We start from the raw sequence: 15,529 nt of genomic DNA on the forward strand, positions 1-15,529 counted from the left end.
TCGCCCTCTGCGACTGATAAACCTACTGTTCCGTGTCCGGCCGCTCCGGGGGACCGGCCGCCGTCCGCCGGCGGCGTCCCCGCCTCAGTCGTCGAGCGCGTCCTCGACGGCGTCGACCAGGTCGTCGAACCCCCCGTTCGACGCCCCCTTCCGGACGTACCGGGCGCCCCGCTCGCGCGCCCGTTCGGCCAGCCCCTCGTCCTCGGAGCCCGAAAAGAGGATCAGGGCGGCGTCCGGGTGGGTCGCCGCGACGGCGTCGAGCAGCGCCAGCCCGTCCGTCCCGGGCATCTCGTAGTCGCTGACCACGCAGTCGACCGCGTCGTCGACCCGGGCCAGGGCGTCGTCCGCGTCGGTCGCCGTCCGGACGGACACGTCGTCGATCCGCCCGAGGTACGCGCCCGCGAGCGCCGTCAGGTCCGGGTCGTCGTCGACGACAAGCACCGTGTGCGTCTCACAGCACCCGGTCGACCGGTGGAGGGGGTTCGACTCGCGCGATGCACACATCACTCGCCCCGTTGACTCCGATCCGTGTTAATGATCCACGAGCGTTTTCGCGCGCTGAAAGCGCCGTCGGACAAGTGATAGTGAAAGTACAAAAACCCGCTTCAGGGAACCCTTTTGGGAGTTCCCGTCGATCGATCGGGTATGAGCGGAGCCAGCGAGGGGCCCGGCGAGGAGGCCGACGGGGAGGTCGACCCCGCGGAGGCGTTCGGCGTCGTCGCCAACGGGACCCGATTGGAGATCCTGGAGGCGCTGTGGCGCGCCGACGACCGCCCGGTGAGCTTCTCCGCGCTGCACGACGAGGTGGCGATGCGCGACAGCGCGCAGTTCAACTACCACCTCCAGCAGCTGACCGACCAGTTCGTCGCCAAACGCGAGGCGGGCTACGACCTGCGCCACGCCGGCGCCCAGGTCGTCCGCGCGGTCCGCGCGGGCACGTTCACCCGCCGGCCCGACGTGGAGCCGTTCGAGGTGGAGGGCGCCTGCACCCGCTGTGGCGGCGCCCTCGAAGCCCGCTACGCCGACGAGCAGTTCCGCATCGACTGCGTCGACTGCGGCAAGTCCCACGGCGAGTACGAGTTCCCGCCCGGCGGCCTGGTCGACCGGTCGAACGCGGAGGTCGCCACCGCCTTCGACGAGCGGGTCCGCCACCTCCACTGTCTGGCCGCCGACGGCGTCTGCCCCTCCTGCGCCGGCCGCATCCACACCGAGATCGTCCGCAACGACGGGGAGTGTTGTCTCGACGTGTCGCTGCGCGCCGAGCACGTCTGCGAGCGCTGCCGCAACGAGCTCTGTTCGCCCGTCGGCCTCGTCCTGCTCGACGAGTCGGTCGTCTCGGCGTTCTACGAGGACCACGGCATCGACCTGTCCTCGCGCCCGTACTGGACGCTCCCGTGGTGCGTCGACGACGAGTACACCGCCGTCGAGTCGGTCGACCCCTGGCGGGTCACCGTGGAGATCCCCCTGGCCGACGACCGGTTGACGGTCACGCTCGACGGCGACCTCGACGTGGTCGACAGCGAGTGTCGGTCCTGCGAGGGGTGACGGGAGGCGGGGCCGTCACCGCCGCCCGTTCGTCTGCCGTCACCGGGGCCGGTCTGGAGGCCGTCGCCCCGTCGGCATCCGGTAGCCGGCCGGTAACTGCCAGTCGGCTACCGCTCGTTCGTCCGTCGCTCCTGAAGTGTCGAAAGGATTATTTCGGCGTGGATGCACGTTACGCAGGACTGAACACATGCGCAGGGGCATCCGTCGGGAGGCAGGGTGGTCGCCGACCAGGGGGCAATCGAACGTCATCGCGGTGGTGTTGCTGGCGGGGCTCGTCCTCGCCGGGGCGACGGTGGTCGTGGTCGCCGGCTCGACGGCGATCAACCAGGCCCAGAGCGACTCGTCGTTCGCGAGCGCCGAGCAGTCGATGCGGTCGCTCGGCGCCGAGATCGACAGCGTCTCGCGGGACGGGCAGTCGGCGGACGTACAACTCGACGCGTTGAAATCCGGCGACGCGGCGGTCGAAGAGTCCGCCGGATCGATGACCGTCACCGTCGTCCACAAAGGGTCGGGGGCGACGGATTCCCACACCGTCGAACTCGGGCGTATCCAGTACGAACAGGGCCAGCGGACACTGGTGTACCAGGGAGGCGGGCTGTTCGAACGAACCGGGAACGGGTCGGCCGTCGTCTCCGCGCCCGAGGTGAGCTACCGCCAGGCGTCCGAGGGCGGGACACTGACGGTCCCCGTCGTCGCGGTCACGGGCGAAGCAGTCGACGACGAGGTGACCGTGGAACGGACGGCTATCCGCGAGATCCTCCCCAAACTCGACGGCAACCCGGACACCGGCTCCGACGAATCGGTCAACCCGCTCAAACGCGGCACCGCGCTCCGGGTCACCGTCGAGAGCGAGGTCTACCGGGCGTGGGGGAGCGTGTTCGAACAGCGGATCGGGACCGGCGTCGAGTACGACCCCGACAAGGAACAGGTCTCGTTCACGCTCGATGGGCCGCCGGAACGCGGACCGCCGGTCACGCGGGCCGCGTTCTCCTCCCGGGGGGTCGACACGCACGTCGGGAAGTTCGCGGGGACGAGCTGCTACCACCCGACCAGAAGCAGTAGCTGTACGGCCGGTGACGTGTATCTGAAGTCGGCGGACGGCGGGCTCGCGAACTGTTTCACGGTCGAAGGGGACCTGGTCATCGAGCGGCTCCCGGCCAGCGGGAGCCTGTACGGGTCGTCGGGGTGCGGCGGTGCGACCATCGAGGGGAAGTCCTTTTTCGGCGAACGACGCTCGGCGAGTTCGCCGTACGAGATCAAAGGCGACGTGACCTTCGAGGGCTACACCAGCATCCACGACACGGTCACGTTCACCGCCGGCGGTGTCAATTTCGAGGACGACGTGCGGATCGACGGCAAGGTGAAGAAGATGCGCGGCGTCACCGTCGAGGAGTCGCTGTACGTCGAGCCGAACCCGAGCAGCAACGAACTGAAGATCAACGACGGCACCGTCGTCAAGGGCGACCTCGTCGTCAACGGCCGCATCAAGGTGAACGGGAACGTGAGAGTCCACGGGGAAGTGTACGCCGAGGACGAGGTGAAAAGTACCGGCTGGGGCGGCCTCAAGGACGAGAACGGGGACCCGAAACCGTCGTCGGAGATCCACGAGAACCTCCCGTCGTCGCAGGTGCTAGGGAAGATGCCGCGCGACCTCCAGCACATGACCACGTCCGACCGACCGAGCAGCGTCGACATGAGCAAGAAGGAACCGACGACCGGCGACAGCGCCTCCGACATCTCCTCCGGCACGCTCGACTGTGACCCCGACGGAACGGCCGAGACGTGTCATCTCGACGCCGGGACGTACAAGCTCGACCACCTGGAACTGGGCCACGGCGACGAACTCGAACTCGACACCAGCGGCGGGAGCATCAAGATCTACGTCGAGGGCGGCGTCGAAGTCCCCAAGAACGCGGAGATCCAGGTGCTCGGGGACAACTCGAACCGGGTGGCGGTGTTCGTCGAGGGAGCGGGCGCCAGCAGTAACACGTTCCACATGTACGGCGGGTCCGGAACGGCCGGGGAAGTGACGACGCCGGACGACAAGGCGTCGAAGTTCTGGGTCTACATGGACCCGAGCGACGAGGTACGCATCAAGGAGCACTCGGACTTCACCGGCGTCATCTACGGGCCCGGTAACGGTCCCGACGGCGACGGCGTCGACGTGTATCTCGACAAACACGCGACCGTCCGGGGCGCGGTCGTCGGCAACCTGGAGAAGTTCACGAACTCGGCGAGCATCAAGTACGACGTCACGCTCCAGGGGCGGTCGGCGCTCATGGTGGGTACCTCCGACACGGACCGGGTGGCGTACTTCCGAACGTCCGCCCGCGTCGTCGGGGTGGACGGCTGAAAGCCCGCGCCGTTCGGCAGTCCGCCCTCGGTCGCCACGTCCCGCCCTCCGGTCGCCCGTGAGCTACCGCAACTCGTAGTCGATCTCCGCGTGGGAGACGACGACCCGGTCGGTCGGGACGATACAGGTCACGTGGTCCGGCTCCGGTCGCCTGCAGGCCGGGCGGCCGCTCAGCGGCGCGCCCGGCGGGCGCGTGATGGTCCCGACGCTCTCGTTGAGCTGTCGCTCCCACACGTCGACCCGATCCGGCAGACTCTGGACGGTCACGTTGAGCCGGACGGGATCACTGTCCCGTGTCAGCGACACGCCGGTACTGTTGCCCGCCACCGCGTGGACCTCGCTGGTCCCGCCGCCGACGCTCTGCGTCGTCGCGTTCGTCTCGACGACGGGCACGACGGAGCGGCTCCGCGAGAGGGCGAGTCGCGGGCCGGTGACTGCGACCGACCCCCTGGCCTGGTCGCGGACGACGAGCGTGTTCTCGTAGGCGATCGCCACGTCGTCGGTCCTGTAGACGATCGGCCGGACCACGCGGTTGACCTCGACCCGTTCCGATCCGCGGATCGCGGTGACGTTGACCGTCGCCGGTGCGCCGGTCTCCAGCGTCGCGGAGTCGAGCGTGAGTTCGGTCGTCCGGCTCGTCGCCGTCCCGTAGTACAGCGCCTCCATGTCGGCCGCGACCGCCTGCATCGCGAACTCCCCGTTGTCGGCGACCGTCGACGACTGCACCTGGTCGAGCGCCGTCACCCCGAAGGTCACGACCCCGCCGATCGCCAGCACGACCGCCGAGAAGACCAGCACGTAGCCGATGAGTTCGCTCTGTCCCCTGCGGGTGCGCCGCTCACGCATGTCTGATCACCACTTCCTGCCCGGTGTGGACGTACTCGACCCGGACCGTTCCGCCGTTGATCCGCGTCGAACGCAGTCCGGTGTCGACCTGTCGGACGGGGACGGTCACGTTCACGTTCAGGTCGGCTGCGGCGAGATAGAGCGTGTATCGGCCGTCGTCCGGGTCGTCGGCGATCACGCCGATCCGGTACTGCGAGCCGGCGACGCGGTCGGGGAACTGTCGCGTCACGGCCGCCGTCTCCGGGACCGCCTCGGTCTCGTTGAACCGGTCGACGGTCATGACCGTCCCCGCCAGCTGCTGGCCCACGACCTCGAGTTGCTGGCGGGCGGTGTCCTCCCGTTCGTTCTGGATGAGCGACTCCGTCCCCAGCACCAGCCCGGTCGTCAACACCAGCGCCAGCGAGACGATGAGGACGTACGAGATCGCCGTCGAGACCGCGCGGTCGTCCATCATGACAGTTCCCTGTGCGCGATGTCGATGTTCGTCTCGTAGGACACCGTCGCCGAGTGATAGCGGTACCTGACGCGGGCGCCGAACAGCACCGGCTCCGCCGACGAACGGGACCCGGCGTCGAACTTGTCGCTGAGCGACGGCGACCCGCTGGACGGTGGCTCGTCGACGATCATCCAGTACTTCCCGAATATCTTGTGGCTCCGGGTGAAGTTGACCGTGTACTCGTGGCGACCGGGATCGATCGGGTCGAGCGCGTCGCAGTCGTCCCCGTCGACTGTGCCGTTGTGGACGTGGATCGTCGCCGAGTTCGTGGCGGCGACCGACCCCGTCTGGCACTTCCTGATGACCCCCTCCGGACTCCGCGTCCTGATCACCAGCGGGTCACTCAGGCTGAAGTCCTGGTAGATCGTAACGCTCCAGTTCCCGCCGGCGGCTGCCGGCGTCTCGAAACTCATGTTGAACGCGTTCTCCGGCTGGACGGTCGCGGCGGCGATGTCGGTGACGACCAGCGTGAGGTTTCGCACCTCGACGCGTTTCGCCGGATACCAGTAGTCCGCCCCGCCGGTCGCGCCTCCGGCCGGCTGTTCGAACGTGAACCCGGTCTGTTCCTGTTTGATCCGCGTCCCCTCGATGAACTCCGCGCCGCTCGCCTCCATCGTCGCGTTGACCATCCGCCCGCGCCGGGCGTAGTGGCTCGTCGTCTCGTTGCCCACCTGCGTGACGACCGCCTCGAACGGCGCCTCGCGGTTGCCGGCGGAGTAGTTCTCGAAGACGAACCGGAACTGCCTGGTCAGGGCGGTGTCGAGCGACTCCCGGATCGCGACCGCGTCGTTGCCCCGGACGATGTCGTCCTCCTGGCTCGCGAGCGTCGTGGTGTAGCTGCTCGACGTGAGGACGAGCGTCAGTCCGATGAGCGCGACCGCCAGCACGAACGCGCCGGCCAGCAGGAGCTGTGCGCGCCTGTCCCGGTCGGCGGCGCTCAGGTCTGCCACGCGACCACCTCCACTTCGAGGACGTTGTAGAGGTGGCCGTCGGCGCTCGTGTCGAGGTCCGCGGCGAAGAAGTCCGAACGCTCCGTCGACGTGCAGAGGTAGTCCGAGGGGGACGACGGCGACGACGGCGGCGAACAGACGTCGCGGTCGTACAGCGTCACCACCGTCGACGCGCGCACTGCGCCGTCACCGGGCACCCCGTTGTAGATGAGCCGCGTCCGCTGGCGCCCGTCCGTCGGCGTCCGGTGGTAGATGACGACGTTGACGGTGACCGTCGGCCCGACGCTCTGTTTCAGCGCGGTCCCGAACGGGTTCGACGGGTACGCTCCGGTGTACCACTGCCCGTCGGCGTCCTCGAAGCCGCTGGTACCCCAGTCGTCGACGAGCGCCGACTGGAGTTCGCCGGTCTCGGCGGTCTTCGCGAGGGTGCTCTCGATCGTCGAGGCGTCCACGGGCGCCGCCGTCGCGCCGCTGGTCGTCGGCGTGAGAACCGTCGCCTGGAGCGCGAACGCGATCCCCGCGAGGACGACCAGCGCGGCGAGGATGCCTTCGAGCGCGAACAGCTGTCCGCGTTCGCCCCGCACGCTACCACGCCCTCACGACGACGAACACGTTCTCTCCCTCGAACTGCGCGAAGCGTTTGACGGTCACGTAGTTCCGGTTTCTGTTCGCGTTCGGTCCCCTCGCCAGTACCGTCCCGCTCCCGGCCGGGCAGGCCGAGACGCGCACGATGTCCTCGGCGCCCTCGTCCCAGCAGGCGACGTCCATGTGGCCGTTGCCGCCGATGTCCTTCTCGATCGTGACGTTGAACGGCTGGTTCACCGCCCCGGCGGTGTCGGCCGCGATCGAATTGCCGGTCCCGAACCCACAACTCACGCCGCCGTCGAAGAAGGCGAGCACGCAGTGGCGGGCGAGTCCCGGCTGGCCCTCCGAACCCGACAGCGCCGTGTCGGCCAGGTGATCGGCGACCCGCTCGGCGGCCAGGCGGTCCTCGTCGTCGATCCCGGAGTCGTCGCTCAGCGAGCCGAACGCCGTCGGCACGAACACGACCACTCCCAGCACGACGACCAGAAAGAGGGTCACGCCGATCGAGAAGTCGAAGACTGACTGGCCGCGATCGTCGGCTCCGAGACGGTGCGTGTCCCGATTCATCGGTCCCGTGTCCCGAGCGACGACCCCCCTGTGGACCGCGGCCGCGAACGCCCTCCGCTCGCGGGCGGCCCGAGCCGTCACCCCTGTCGTACCTGACATAGTTTAACACGTTTAGATAAAGCTTGCGCCATCCGTGGGTATGGATGCGTGTTACTCACGTCGGCCGCCTGGTCGTCCCACCGAGGGCTCGCCGGTCGGACCGCCGTCAGCGCGCTTATGTCCGCCCGCGACAACGGGCGACCGTGCAGGAGTTCGCGTTCGAGCTCGCGCTGTGTGCGCACCTCGAACGGCCGGACCGGGTCGTCGGCCGCCAGCTCGGCGCCGCGGTCCACGGCCGCCGGGTCGCCGACGTGTGCCTGGTCGAGCCAGGTCCCGAGTTCGACCGCCGCGCGGCGGTCACGCCCCACACGATCCCGCCGCTGGCGATCGAGAGCGACGCCGGCCCGGGCACCGCCCGGCCGGTCGCCGAGGCGTTCGACTGCCACCCAGACCGCGCCCGCGCGGTCGCCGAGCGGGCGGTCGAACTCGGCTTCTTCGAGCGCGAACGCGAGGGGGCGAGCACGGCGGTCCGGCAGACGGTCCGCTACCCCGAGCAGTGGTTCGACTCGCTGGTCGGGATCGAGAACAAGCCCGACCTCGACCGGCCGGGCGACCTGCGGGACCAGCTGCGCATCGACGCCTCGCTGGGGCTGTTCGACGAGGTGGTCCTGGCGACGGAGACGTACGTCACCGGCGCGCACCTCAACCGCCTGCCCGACGCCGTCGGCGTCTGGCGGTTCGACCCCGAGACCGGCGAGCGCGAGGTCGTCCGCGAGCCGGAGCCGCTGGCGACCGACGGACCGGGCATCGAACTCCTCGACCGCGAGCCGGGCCGCGCCGAGGTGCGGCCGGTCACCGCCGCCGAGAAGCGCCGCCAGCGCCGTCGCATCGCAGAGCGCGCCTACGGCAAGGGCTGGCGGACCTACGAGCTGCCCGACTGCGAGCGGTGCGCCCCGAGCGACGCCGAGCCCGCCGACCTCGCCGACGCGCGGCTGCCGTGGTGTGCGTGGACTGACGGGCTCGTCCGTCCGGTCGCCGACTGCGGGCCGACGTGTCCGGGGTACGAACCCGTCGACGGCGGCGATAGTGACGGAGACGCGGAGGGGGTCCCGCCGTCGGAGGGCCCGGAGGCCGTCCGCGCCCGGCGGAGCGCCTGGGAGCCGGACCCCGCGGGCGTCGACCGCCGGCAGGCCGGACTCGACAGGTTTCTGTGAGTCACTCGGCGCCGTCGTCGGCCGCGCCGGCGGTCGGGTCGTCGCCGGTCGTGCCGCCGTCGGTCGTGTCGCCGTCGGTCGGGCTGGCGTCGCTCTCGGCCGACCGCTCGCGCAGGTAGCGGGCCCCGGCGACGTAGACGAGCGTGAATATCAGGACGAACGACGCGGTCTCGGCGGGCGCGACGGCCCCGTCGAGGACGAGCTGGACCCCGACGTAGGCGACCGCCGCGACCGCCGCGACGACGACCGTCGCGAGGACCGGCCGCTCGACCGCGATGTCGTCCGACGCCATATTCATAGCACGTCCCACGGTTTCGATCAGCATAGGTGTGTGGGAGCGCGGCGGAGCGACGGCGTACGCCCGGTCCACACGAAACGGTGGCGGTCGCCGTGTCGCGGCGGGCCGACTCGCACGGGACGGGCCAAGGGTTTAGACGTGTGAACACGACACACACCACATGGACAGCCGCGAGTACGCGTTCGAGGGGCAACGGCCGGAGGTCCACGGGTACGCCCACGTCAGCCGGGAGGCGACGCTGGTCGGCGACGTGACCGTCGGGGCGAACGCGAACGTCTGGCCGGGGGTGGTACTGCGCGGGGACGTGGGACCGGTCCGCGTCGGTCGCGAGTCGGCGGTCGGCGACAACGCAACCGTCCACGCCTCGGAAGTCGGCGAGAAGGTGATGGTCGGCCACAGCGCGGTGCTGAACGACACGACCGTCGAGGACGGCGCCCTGGTCGGGTTCAACTCGACGGTCAGCGACGCCGTCATCGGCGCGGGTAGCATCGTCGCGATGGGCACCGTCGTCCCGCCGGGCTACGAGGTGCCGCCCGAGTCGTTCGTCCGCGGGATGCCCGCCACCGTCACGCCGCTCTCGGAGACGAGCATCGACCCCGAGGCCGTCTTCGAGGCGTTCAGCTCCGGCGACTACGCCAACCTCGCGGACCGCCACGAGGACCTGTTCGGCGGTCCCGAGGCGGACGGAGGCAGCGACGAGGGCGGGGACTCGGGGTAGTCACTCCCGTCCGACCGACCGCTCCCGGTCGTCGGCCGGGTCCGCGTCGCGGTCGTCCACGTCGGGACCGGCCGCGTCGAGGTCGCCAGCCGTCCCGCCCGCGTCCAGTTCCTCGGCGCCGACCAGCCGCTCGACGCGCCGTTCGAACTCGGCGTCGTCGATCTCGCCGCGCGCGTACCGGGCCTTGAGTTCCGCCAGCGGATCGTCGGAGGCGTCGGACTCGTCGTCCCCGTAGCTGGGCAGCAGCCCGCCGACCTCCTCGGCGAACACGACGAGCAGCGGCGTCAGCAGGAACCAGCCGACGATGAATATCACGGCCGCGGGAACGATCCCGACGAACAGCGCGGTGAGCAACCCGATCGGGAGCGTGAGGATCGAGACGAGGATGCCCACGCCCGCGACGGGATGGTGGACCATACGCCTCGTTGACAGTCAATCGGAAAAAACAGTTCGGTCGTGCGGGCGTCGATCCGCCGGAGATTAGAGGCCGCTCGTGTTCACCGCGGTCGTCACGTCGCGCCAGTTGCGGACGGTCCAGTAGCCGACGCCGGAGGCGATCATCGCCGCCGACAGCAGGTACACCGACAGGTGCGAGGCGACCACGGCGTCGGGGTGGGTCGCCCCGTAGACGACGCCCTCCGTGCCCAGCCCGATCATCACGAAGCCGACGACGCCGACGCCCGCCGCGGTGACCAGCGCCGGCCGCCCGTAGTACTCGGAGTGTTCGGCCGCCAACAGCGCGGCGACGAACGCGACCGACCCGGCGAGCACGTAGAGGGGCAGTCGCCCGACCAGCCCCGACGCGTCGCCGGACGCGATCCCGACGATGCCCATGAAGGCCGCTGTCAGCGCGAGCGTCGTCGCGCAGATCAGCGGCCCCGCCCGTACCAGTACGTCCCGTTCGAGGTGCCCGTTCGCCGACGTAGCCATCACTACAACGACGCCCATCTCCCTACAAAAACACCCGTCAGCCGGGCGTCAGACCCCTGTGAACGCAGTGAAGGGTCCGATCCCGCTTCCCGACCGCCCCGCTCGCCACCCGGCCCGCGTGTCACCTTCGCCCGACGGCTCCGAAACCTATTTGCCCGCCAGCCGGCTACTGGCTGGTGATGACGCGGTCCGCTCTCGCGTGGCGCTGGCGCGCGCACCGTTCGAGAGCGGACAGTATCGCGGGCGCGGTCGGTCGGGCCTAACCCGGCCGGGGCGGTCGCGGTGCTCACTCGTTCTCCCGCACGCTCGCCCGCCAGCCACCGCACACCCACGACACTCATGCACGACGACAGCGCCACCGACGCACAGTCCGCCGACCACTCCCCCGAAGCCGACCCCGGTCCGACTGCCCCACAGCCAGCCGACCAGTCCGCCGACGAAGACGAGTTCACCGTCACGCCCTACGACGTGGCGGGGACGGTCGACTACGACCGCCTGCTGGAGCGGTTCGGCGCCGACCGGCTCACCGACGAGCAGGTCGCCCGGTTCCCCGACCACCCGATGCTCCGCCGGCGGGTCTTCTACGCCGGCCGCGACGTCGACCGCTACCTCGCCGCCGCCGAGGCCGGCGACACCCACTCGATCGTCACCGGCGTCGGCCCCTCCGGGCCGATGCACCTGGGCCACGTTCTCGTCTTCTACCTCGCGAAGCGCCTGCAGGCGGAGACGGGAGCGCACGTCTACATCCCGCTCTCGGACGACGAGAAGTTCTACGCGAAGGACCTCTCGTTCGGCGAGATCGGGGCGGCAACCCGCTCGAACCTGCGTGACCTGCTCGCCGTCGGCTTCGACCCCGAGCGCACCCGGGTCGTCGTCGACCGCCTCGACGCCGACGTGCTCTACCCGCAGGCCGCCCGCGTGGCCGCCGACATCACCCAGTCGACCGTCGACGCGACCTACGGCGACCCCGACAACGTCGGGCTCTCGTTCTACCCGGCGATGCAGGCCGTCCATCTGCTCCTGCCCCAGCTCGTCCACGGCCGCCACCCGACGCTGGTCCCCGTCGCCGTCGACCAGGACCCCCACGTCCGGGTCTGTCGCGACGTGGCCGCCAAGGAGCGGTTCGACGTGGCCAAGCCGGGCGCCCTGCTCGGGAAGTTCCTCCCCGCGCTCGACGGTCCCGGGAAGATGTCCTCCTCGTCGGACGCGCCGGCCATCGAGTTGACCGACGACCGCGAGACGGTCCGGTCGAAGATCATGGAGCACGCCCACTCCGGCGGTCGCGTCGATATCGACGAACATCGCGAGCACGGCGGCGACCCGAGCGTCGACGTGGCCTACCAGTACCTCCACACGTTCTTCGAACCCGACGACGAGCGAGTCGAGGAACTCGCGGCCGACTACCGCTCGGGCGAGTTGCTCACGGGCGAACTGAAGGGGATCGCCGCCGAGCGGATCGGCGACTTCCTCGCCGACCACCGGGCGCGCCGCGAGGCGCTCGGCGACCTGGCGACGGCGCTCGAACCGTACCGGCTGACCGACGAGGAGCGGGCGCGGCTGCGGCCGTCGGTGTTCGCGTAGCCGCGTCGCGCTACGTCGCGGCCCGACCGGCCAGATCGACCAGATCCGCCCGCGGCAGGTCGCCGACCACCGCGCGCGTCACGCCCTCGTCCTCCCAGACCACGGCCGCGCCGTCGCCGCGCTCGACGTAGGTCGCGTTCGTCCCGGCGACGGTGACGGGCTCACCCTCTGTCGCGTTCTCCCCCGCGGCGCCCAGCATCGGCAGGTCGTCGGCCGTCGAGACGACGGTCACGTTCGTCTCGCCGGCGTAGGTCTGGGCGGCGACCGTTCGGCCCGCCCGGGTCACGACGACCGCCTCGTCGAACGCGTAGCCGTCGGCGCCGAGTCGCTGCAGCGTCACGGCTGTCCCGTCCTGTGCGGCGCCGAAGCTGTCGTACCGTTCCTGTCCGACCGCGTTCACCGACGCGGCGTCGGGCGGCCGGAACGTGCTCCCGTGGACGCTCGCGTTGAACTGCACGCCGTCGAAGGCGACGGTCGTCCGGTTGTCGTCGTAGCTGGCGCGCAGCCGGTGGACGCGGTAGTCGTCGGTGTCGACCCACAGCGTCGCTTCCCCTCGGTAGGACTCGTTGGTCGGCTCGACCCCGACGACGTAGACCTCCGCGCCGTCGAGCGTCGTCGTCTCGCGCACCTCGGCGGTCACGTTCTCGGCGAGCCACGCCGTGACGTTCGCCGAGCGGTTCCAGTCGTGATTCGCGTTCGCGTAGCTGCCGTTCCAGGCGTGGCTCCCGTTCCAGCTGTGGGTCCCGGTTGCGGTCCAGTTACCGGGCGGGGCGGTGCCGTCGATGGCGGCGCCGTCGGCGGCCGTCGCCGAGCGGTCCCACGTCGAGCCGTTCCACGCCGAGGCGTTCTCGGGCAACTCCCAGACGCGGGCGGTGTCGTTCGCGCCGTCGTAGACCCACGCGACCGAGCCGTTCGTGCCGAGGGCGTACTCGCTCCCGTCGTGCGCGGTGCTCAGTTTCGTCCGGTTCGGCCGGTCGAGGACGAACGAGACGGTCCCCGAGCGCTCGGCGGTGGCGTTGGCGACGGTGACGGTCGCCTCGCCGGTCAGCGTCTCGGCGTTCTCGTAGCGCTGTTCCACCCGGTCGAGGACCGTCTCGCCGTCGGGCTGGGCGTCGCCGTCGAGGGCGCCGGGAAGCGCGCCCGCCGCGGCCGCGCCGGCGACGGCGACGAGGGCCACGCCGACCGCCAGCGGCACGGCCCGCGTCGCGAGGGACCCGCGGTCGTCTGTCATCGCCGGCGGTTAGGACCGGAGCGGCTTAACGACACGGACGGCCCGCGGGGTCGCGGCCGACGACCGGCGAGGGGTTCATTTCCCACCGCCCCCTGGCACGGGTGTGACCGACGCGACCGACACGGAGGCGACGGGGGCCGACTCGCCGGCCGGCGCGGACGGGGCGACCGGCGGCGAACCGGTCGTCGACCTGGCGGACGTGACGAAGACCTACGAGGGCGGGGTCGCCGTCGAGGCGCTCTCGCACGTCTCGCTCTCGCTGGCGCCGGGGTCGTACACCGCCGTCATGGGCCCCAGCGGGTCGGGCAAGAGCACCCTCCTCAACCTCGTCGGCGGCCTCGACACGCCGACGGGCGGGACCGTCCGGCTCGACGGCCAGGACCTCGCCGCCCTCTCGGACGCCGAGCGCGCGCGGGCCCGCGGCCGGACGGTCGGGTTCGTCTTCCAGACGTTCAACCTGATGCCCAGGCTGACCGCCGTCGAGAACGTCGCGCTCCCGCTGGTCTTCCAGGGTGTCGACCGCAGCGAGCGCCGCGAGCGCGCCGCGGATCTCCTCTCGCGGGTCGGCCTCGGCGACCGCCTCGACCACCGCCCCTCGGAACTCTCGGGCGGCCAGCGCCAGCGCGTCGCCATCGCCCGGGCGCTCGCGGCCGACCCCGCGCTCCTCCTCGCCGACGAACCCACCGGCAACGTCGACACCGGGACGGGCGCGCGGATAATGGAGCTCTTCGCCGAGTTGCACGAGGCGGGCAACACCATCCTGCTGGTCACCCACGAGCGCCGCATCGCCGAGCACGCCGACCGCATCGTCCACGTCCGCGACGGCGAGATCGAGGGGATCGAGGACGTGTCCGGGGCCGACCCCGCCGAGTCCGCCGACGGCGGCGGTTCGGCCGGGGCCGAGGACGAGGAGGGTGCCTGATGGACCTCGCCGAGACGCTGCGGATCAGCGTCCGCTCGCTGCGCTCCCATCGCCTGCGGGCGGCGCTGACGGTGGTGGGGATCGTCATCGGCATCGCCGCGGTCGTCACGTTCGCCACCTTCGGCGCGAGCCTGAAGGCCGATGTCGTCTCGGAGATCGAGGGCTCCAGCGCCAACGAGGTGTACCTCGTCGCCACGGAGGCCGACGAGGGCGGCGGGTTCGGCGGCGCCGGCCAGCCCGTCTTCACCGAGTACGACCTCTCGCAGTTGCGGGCCATCGAGGGCGTCCAGCGGGTCGTCCCGCGGGGGATCGTCCCCGTCAGCGCCGTCGGCCACGACGGCGAGACGGTCGCCCAGCGGCAGGTCACGGCCACCAACGCGACCGCCTTCGACACAGCGACGTTCGAGTCGGGCCGACCCTTCCGCAACGGCGCCGCCGAGGCGGTCGTCAACCGCCCCGCCGCGCAGCTGTTCCCCGGGAACCTCTCGACGGGCGACGAACTGACGGTCACGCGCTCGTCCGGGGACCGATTCAACGTCACCGTCGTCGGCATCGTCAACGGCACCGGCGGCCAGCTCCCGTTCAGTTCCTTCACCGACCAGCCGCGGGTGTTCGTCCCCGCCGACCCCTACTACCAGTCGGTCGTCGAGAGCCCCAGCGCCGTCGCCAGCCAGCGGGTCTACTCGCAGGTGACCGTCGTCACCGACCCCGCCGACACCACCGCCACTCAACAGCGCGTCCGCGAGTACTTCGCCAGTCCCCGTTCGGACGCCGCGCGACTGGTCCCCGACGGCTACGAGGTCTCGGCCCGGACGAACGCCGACCTCGTCGACAGCATCGAGCGCATCGTCACCCGGCTCACCCGCTTCGTCACCGGCATCGCCGTCATCGCCCTGGTCGTCGGCGCCGTCGGCATCGCGAACATCATGCTCGTCAGCGTCACCGAGCGGACCCGCGAGATCGGGATCATGAAGGCCGTCGGCGCGCGCAGCCGCGACGTGATGGAACTGTTCCTCGCTGAAGCGGTGCTGCTGGGGGCGCTCGGTGCCCTCCTGGGCGTCCCACTCGGGATCGCCGGCGGCTGGGTCGCCACCCGCTACGCCGAGATCCCCCTCGAACTCGCGCCGGGGTGGTTCGCCGCCGCCGTGGCCGTCGGCGTCCTCACCGGCGTCGTCGCCGGGCTCTACCCCGCCTGGCGGGCCGCCCGCGTCGACCCCATCGACGCGCTGCGGTACGAGTGACGGCGACAGCGGC

General features: G+C 70.8%; 17 protein-coding genes. 7 read left to right on the forward strand and 10 right to left on the reverse strand.

The genetic code is table 11. From position 1 onward, the window contains the following. Nucleotides 1–84: 84 nt before the first annotated feature. Nucleotides 85–504, reverse strand: coding sequence for a response regulator (locus E3328_RS16850; RefSeq protein ID WP_135365815.1), 420 nt, complete (start codon nt 502–504; stop codon nt 85–87). Nucleotides 505–645: 141 nt separating this feature from the next. Here E3328_RS16850 and E3328_RS16855 point away from each other — a divergent pair, with 141 nt between their 5' ends. Together E3328_RS16855 and E3328_RS16860 are read left to right on the forward strand one after the other, a co-directional pair. Beyond that, nucleotides 646–1,545 (forward strand): winged helix-turn-helix domain-containing protein, encoded by a 900-nt coding sequence (locus E3328_RS16855; protein ID WP_135365816.1) that lies wholly within the window; start codon nt 646–648, stop codon nt 1,543–1,545. A gap of 187 nt (nt 1,546–1,732) precedes the next feature. Continuing rightward, the gene (locus E3328_RS16860) at nt 1,733–3,898 is read left to right on the forward strand and encodes a polymer-forming cytoskeletal protein (RefSeq protein ID WP_135365817.1); all 2,166 of its coding nucleotides are present in this window, start codon (nt 1,733–1,735) and stop codon (nt 3,896–3,898) included. Between the two features lie 63 nt (nt 3,899–3,961). Here E3328_RS16860 and E3328_RS16865 read toward each other — a convergent pair whose 3' ends face one another. The 5 genes from E3328_RS16865 to E3328_RS16885 are packed head-to-tail and all read right to left on the reverse strand — an operon-like array spanning nt 3,962 to nt 7,342. After that, nucleotides 3,962–4,744, reverse strand: a complete 783-nt coding sequence (locus tag E3328_RS16865; protein ID WP_135365818.1) for a DUF7289 family protein — start codon at nt 4,742–4,744, stop codon at nt 3,962–3,964. Beyond that, nucleotides 4,737–5,198, reverse strand: coding sequence for a DUF7266 family protein (locus E3328_RS16870; RefSeq protein WP_135365819.1), 462 nt, complete (start codon nt 5,196–5,198; stop codon nt 4,737–4,739). Before E3328_RS16870 ends, E3328_RS16865 begins: the two co-directional genes overlap by 8 nt. Then, nucleotides 5,195–6,190: a DUF7261 family protein gene (locus E3328_RS16875; RefSeq protein ID WP_135365820.1), complete on the reverse strand. Its 996-nt coding sequence runs from the start codon at nt 6,188–6,190 to the stop codon at nt 5,195–5,197. Before E3328_RS16875 ends, E3328_RS16870 begins: the two co-directional genes overlap by 4 nt. Continuing rightward, nucleotides 6,178–6,774, reverse strand: coding sequence for a DUF7288 family protein (locus E3328_RS16880; protein ID WP_135365821.1), 597 nt, complete (start codon nt 6,772–6,774; stop codon nt 6,178–6,180). The genes E3328_RS16875 and E3328_RS16880 overlap by 13 nt, the downstream gene beginning before the upstream one ends. A gap of 1 nt (nt 6,775) precedes the next feature. Continuing rightward, nucleotides 6,776–7,342: a DUF7287 family protein gene (locus E3328_RS16885; protein WP_167837443.1), complete on the reverse strand. Its 567-nt coding sequence runs from the start codon at nt 7,340–7,342 to the stop codon at nt 6,776–6,778. A 242-nt stretch (nt 7,343–7,584) separates the two neighbouring features. Here E3328_RS16885 and E3328_RS16890 point away from each other — a divergent pair, with 242 nt between their 5' ends. Further along, nucleotides 7,585–8,595 carry a DUF5787 family protein gene (locus E3328_RS16890; RefSeq protein ID WP_135365823.1) on the forward strand — a complete coding sequence of 337 codons (1,011 nt, stop codon included), beginning with the start codon at nt 7,585–7,587 and terminating at the stop codon, nt 8,593–8,595. A 1-nt stretch (nt 8,596) separates the two neighbouring features. Here E3328_RS16890 and E3328_RS16895 read toward each other — a convergent pair whose 3' ends face one another. Then, nucleotides 8,597–8,887, reverse strand: a complete 291-nt coding sequence (locus E3328_RS16895) for a hypothetical protein (protein ID WP_167837444.1) — start codon at nt 8,885–8,887, stop codon at nt 8,597–8,599. Nucleotides 8,888–9,053: 166 nt separating this feature from the next. On the opposite strand from E3328_RS16895, the gene E3328_RS16900 reads away from it, so the two are divergent. Beyond that, nucleotides 9,054–9,611 (forward strand): gamma carbonic anhydrase family protein, encoded by a 558-nt coding sequence (locus E3328_RS16900; RefSeq protein ID WP_135365825.1) that lies wholly within the window; start codon nt 9,054–9,056, stop codon nt 9,609–9,611. Here the strand turns inward: E3328_RS16900 and E3328_RS16905 are convergent, their stop codons facing one another. Together E3328_RS16905 and E3328_RS16910 are read right to left on the reverse strand one after the other, a co-directional pair. Continuing rightward, complete coding sequence (locus E3328_RS16905; protein ID WP_135365826.1) at nt 9,612–10,028, reverse strand: SHOCT domain-containing protein; 417 nt, start codon at nt 10,026–10,028, stop codon at nt 9,612–9,614. 63 nt (nt 10,029–10,091) lie between these two features. Continuing rightward, nucleotides 10,092–10,541, reverse strand: a complete 450-nt coding sequence (locus E3328_RS16910) for a hypothetical protein (protein WP_135365827.1) — start codon at nt 10,539–10,541, stop codon at nt 10,092–10,094. Nucleotides 10,542–10,880: 339 nt separating this feature from the next. Here E3328_RS16910 and E3328_RS16915 point away from each other — a divergent pair, with 339 nt between their 5' ends. Next, nucleotides 10,881–12,122, forward strand: coding sequence for a tryptophan--tRNA ligase (locus E3328_RS16915; RefSeq protein WP_135365828.1), 1,242 nt, complete (start codon nt 10,881–10,883; stop codon nt 12,120–12,122). A gap of 10 nt (nt 12,123–12,132) precedes the next feature. Here E3328_RS16915 and E3328_RS16920 read toward each other — a convergent pair whose 3' ends face one another. Beyond that, a complete protein-coding gene (locus E3328_RS16920; RefSeq protein ID WP_135365829.1) occupies nt 12,133–13,353 on the reverse strand; it encodes a LolA family protein in 1,221 nt (406 codons plus the stop codon). A 103-nt stretch (nt 13,354–13,456) separates the two neighbouring features. Between E3328_RS16920 and E3328_RS16930 the strand changes: the two genes are divergently transcribed. Together E3328_RS16930 and E3328_RS16935 are read left to right on the forward strand one after the other, a co-directional pair. Next, nucleotides 13,457–14,275: an ABC transporter ATP-binding protein gene (locus E3328_RS16930; RefSeq protein ID WP_394345915.1), complete on the forward strand. Its 819-nt coding sequence runs from the start codon at nt 13,457–13,459 to the stop codon at nt 14,273–14,275. Then, nucleotides 14,275–15,516, forward strand: a complete 1,242-nt coding sequence (locus E3328_RS16935) for an ABC transporter permease (RefSeq protein ID WP_135365830.1) — start codon at nt 14,275–14,277, stop codon at nt 15,514–15,516. Before E3328_RS16930 ends, E3328_RS16935 begins: the two co-directional genes overlap by 1 nt. Nucleotides 15,517–15,529: the final 13 nt, after the last annotated feature.

This window comes from Halosimplex halophilum (assembly GCF_004698125.1).
Lineage (GTDB): Archaea > Halobacteriota > Halobacteria > Halobacteriales > Haloarculaceae > Halosimplex > Halosimplex halophilum.